The sequence below is a fragment of the Halorubrum sp. SD612 genome (assembly GCF_002135005.1).
This window is the reverse complement of the sequence record NZ_NEWI01000213.1, coordinates 1-3,690: the sequence shown is the minus strand read 5'-3', so window position 1 is coordinate 3,690 and position 3,690 is coordinate 1. Positions and strand designations below refer to the sequence as shown.

5 protein-coding genes are annotated in these 3,690 nt (G+C 70.0%); 1 reads left to right on the top strand and 4 read right to left on the bottom strand.

Annotated elements, in window-relative coordinates; all coding sequences use genetic code 11:
* A partial coding sequence (locus B9G38_RS15260; protein WP_255375985.1) for an aconitase family protein occupies nucleotides 1-433 on the bottom strand: 433 nt, incomplete at its 3' end.
* A 275-nt stretch (nucleotides 434-708) separates the two neighbouring features.
* Between B9G38_RS15260 and B9G38_RS15255 the strand changes: the two genes are divergently transcribed.
* Nucleotides 709-1,182 (top strand): deoxyuridine 5'-triphosphate nucleotidohydrolase, encoded by a 474-nt coding sequence (locus tag B9G38_RS15255; protein WP_086220944.1) that lies wholly within the window; start codon nucleotides 709-711, stop codon nucleotides 1,180-1,182.
* A gap of 342 nt (nucleotides 1,183-1,524) precedes the next feature.
* Here B9G38_RS15255 and B9G38_RS15250 read toward each other — a convergent pair whose 3' ends face one another.
* The 3 genes from B9G38_RS15250 to B9G38_RS15240 form a co-directional block, all read right to left on the bottom strand.
* A complete protein-coding gene (locus B9G38_RS15250) occupies nucleotides 1,525-2,889 on the bottom strand; it encodes an LLM class flavin-dependent oxidoreductase (RefSeq protein ID WP_086220943.1) in 1,365 nt (454 codons plus the stop codon).
* A 105-nt stretch (nucleotides 2,890-2,994) separates the two neighbouring features.
* Nucleotides 2,995-3,402 (bottom strand): cyclic nucleotide-binding/CBS domain-containing protein, encoded by a 408-nt coding sequence (locus B9G38_RS15245; RefSeq protein WP_086220942.1) that lies wholly within the window; start codon nucleotides 3,400-3,402, stop codon nucleotides 2,995-2,997.
* 35 nt (nucleotides 3,403-3,437) lie between these two features.
* Nucleotides 3,438-3,690, bottom strand: a 253-nt coding sequence (locus tag B9G38_RS15240) for a DUF5787 family protein (protein ID WP_233127236.1), incomplete at its 5' end; no start/stop codon positions are given.

The following is a 3,690-nucleotide window of genomic DNA, read 5'->3' as shown; positions in this document are numbered from 1 at the left end:
CCATCGCGACGGCGATGTCGAGCCCGCCCGCGCCGATCGCGAGCTGGCCGAGCCCGCCGGGGGTCGGCGTGTGCGAGTCGGAGCCGAGCAGCGTCTTGCCGGGCGCCGCGAAGTTCTCCTTGTGGACCTGGTGGCAGATCCCGTTGCCGGGCCGGGAGAAGTACGCGCCGTACGTGCCGGCCGCGGAGCGGAGGAAGCGGTGGTCGTCGGTGTTCTTGAAGTCGAACTGGTACGTCTGGTGGTCACAGTACTGCGCGGCCAGCTCCGTCTGGACCTCGTCCATCTCCAGCGCCTCGAACTGGAGCCACACCATCGTCCCCGTCGTGTCCTGCGTCAGCACCTGATCGATCTCGATGCCGATCTCCTCGCCGGGCGTCAGCTCGCCCTCGACGAGATGCTCATCGAGGATCTTCTCCGTAATCGTCTGTCCCATATCATCCGCAGATGGCCCTCCCGTGGATATAAAACCCGCGAGTTTCCCGAAGATCGACCGTGTTAGATCCCCCGCTGCGGCAACGTTCGCTGCGATCTCGGCGTGGTATCATCCACCGTGAAATACGTAGCCGTGCCGAGTGTTTTAGGTCATTAAACGCCTGAATCGCCCAAAATCGGCGCTCTCGACGCTCCCGGCGAGACTCTCCGCTTCCGGTCCGCCGGTCGCGGAGCGCGGGCGACACCGTTTAGGTTCGCCCGCGGTTCCGGACGCGCATGTTCGACTCGGGAGCCGCGGTCGCGGCGGCGCTGGAGGCGGCCGGTGCCGACCTCGACGACGCGCAGCGACAGCCGAACGGCGTCGACCTCACCGTCGACGCGGTGTTCGCACAGACCGAACCGGGCCGGCTCGGGCGCGACGGGAAGCGCGTGGGCGAGCGGCGGGAGCTGGAGCCGCGGGGCGACTGTTATCGGCTCGAACGCGGGAGCTACGTCGTCCGGTACGGCGAGCCGGTGCGGATCCCGGAGGGGCGGATCGGGTTCGTCCTCCCGCGCTCGACGCTGCTGCGCAACGCCTGTACCCTCGACACCGCGGTGTGGGACGCCGGCTACGAGGGGGTCGGCGAGGGTCGTCTCGACGTCGGCCACCCGATCGAGATCGAGCCGGGCGCGCGGATCGCGCAGCTCGTCCTCGCCGAGGCCGACCACGACGGGACGTACGAGGGCGCGTACCAAGAGGAAAACCTCTGAAGAACGGCGTCTTCTACGGGCCGGCCACGCACAGTCCCGGTCGGCGCGGAACGGTCGTTGCCTGCGGCTGCGCGAGCGGCTCGCTCGGTGAGTAAAGGAACGAACGGCACGCCCGTGCCGGGAAAAGGTGGCACGGGCGTGCCGTTCTGTAGGTCCCCGCTGACGCTTCGGCCCTCCAAGCGAAGCGTCACCTGAGACAAGCGCAGGTAGACACTTAAGCATGCCGGGGGCGGCAGCGTTGTCGTATTAGTTAGCGGCAATCCGTTCACAACAGCCCGCTAACACGATCCGTGGAACCGAACGAAACCGCCCGGCTGAGTCGGGACCCGGACGGACTCCGCGCTACCGGCGGGCGGGGTGGTCCGCGCGGAGCCGCGTCTGTCCCTCGCCGAGGAGTCGCTCGCGGAGCGTCTCGCCCGGAGGGGCGGCGTCGGCCGGGGGAACGAGTCCGCGCTCGCGCAGCTCCGGGACGACGAGGTCGACGAAGTCGACGAGCGAGTCGGGGCGGACGACCTCCTTGACGTTGAACCCGTGGACGCCCACCTCCTCGTGCCAGCGCTCGAGCTCGTCGGCGACCTGCTCCGGGGTGCCGACGATCGTCGGCGAGGTGGTGCCGAGTCCGCAGAACTCCGCGACCTCGCGGACCGTCCACTCGCGGTCGGGCTGGGCCTTCGTGAACGCGTTCATCGTCCCCTGGATCGCGTCCGTCTCGATGTGTTCGACCTTCTGGTCCGGGTCGAGCTCGGAGAGGTCCATGTCGAGGAAGCCGGAGAGGAGCGCGAGCGTCGCCTCCACGTCGACGTGGCGCTTGTACTCCGCGCGCTTCGCCTCCGCGAGCTCCCGGGTCTCCCCGACGACCGGCACCACGCCGATGAAGAAGCGGAGGCTCTCGGGGTCGCGGCCGGCGTCGGCGGCGCGCGACTTCACGTCCTCCATGTACTCGACGACCCCCTCCTCGGTCGGCTGGCTGGCGAAGACGGCCTCGGCGTTGCGCGCCGCGAACGAGCGGCCGTGGTCGGAGGAGCCGGCCTGATAGACGACGGGCGTGCGCTGCGGCGACGGCTCGCACCCGTGCGGGCCCGGCACGGAGAAGTGGTCGCCCTCGTGGCCGATGGCGTGGACCTTCTCGGGGTCCGCGTACCGACCGCTCTCGCGATCGACCTCGACGGCGTCGTCGTCCCACGACTCCTCCCACAGCTTGTAACAGACGTCTAAGAACTCGTCGGCGCGGTCGTACCGAGTCTCCTTGTCCATCCGTTCGTCGAGGCCGAGGTTCTCGGCGGCCGACTCCAGGTAGGAGGTGACGACGTTGATCGCGACGCGCCCGCCGGTGAGGTGATCGAGCGTCGAGAACTCCCGCGCGAGCTGGTAGGGGTGGGTGTACGTCGTCGAGCGCGTCACCGCGAAGCCGAGGTCGTCCGTGACCTCCGCCATCGCCGGCACGACGAGCTGCGGGTCGTTCGCGGGGGTCTGAACCGCCCTCTCGACGGCCGTCTCGCGGTCGTCGCCGTACACGTCGTAGACCCCGCGCACGTCCGCGAAGAACACGGCGTCGAAGCCGCCCCGCTCGGCGGTGCGCGCGACCTCGGTCCAGTACTCGCGGTCGGCGTAGTCCGCCGACCGGTCGCCGGGGTACCGCCACGACCCGGGCGAGACGTGCTCGACCGAGGACATGGTGAAGAGGTTGAGATGCAGGTGATCGGACACGGCCTCCGGTACGCCCTCCGGAGTAATACGGGCACAGGAAGTGGCGGCACTTGTCGCTGTCGCGGACGCGTCTGATCGCCCCGGACGCGTCGGGCGGCGCGGCGCTCAGACCGACGCGGACTCCGGCGAGGAGACGTACGCCGCGAAGTCGGAGGTGGTGATGATGCCGATGGGCGTCTCCCCGTCGACGACCGGGACGTGGTGGAACCCGTGTTCGAGCATCGTCGCGGCGACGGCCGCGACGTCGTCCTGCGCGCCGGCCGTGATCGGGTCCCGCGTCATGTACCGCTCGACCGTCGTCTCGGCCTTCGGCCGGCTCTTCGCGACGATGTCCACGAAGTCCGTCGACGTGAGGATCCCCACGAGCCCCCCGTCGTCGTCCACGACCAGCACCGAGCTGACGTCGTTGTCGAGCAGCACCGCGGCCGCGTCCTCGACCAGCGTGTCCGGCGTCACCGTGTGGAGGTCCGTCGACATCAGTCGCGCGACGAAGACGTCTTCGATCTCGTCCATACGCGGAAACACCCTCCCTCGCCGTATAAGCGTTCTCACAGGTACCGCGAGAGTCCGGACTGGCGGCGGGGACCGCCTCCCTCCGGGTCCGCGACCCACGCCGTCCGCTCGTCCCGCAGCCGCTCCCGGTCCGCCGCCGCCGGGTCCGCGGGCTCGAACGCGGGACAGCCGCTCCCGCACTCGCGACCGGGATCGACCACGCGGTCGAACTGCGCGCAGCGCGGCCGGCCGTCCGCGGTTGCCTCGCCGTGCCCGCACGCCGGCGGCTCGGGGCGCCACCCCTTCCCG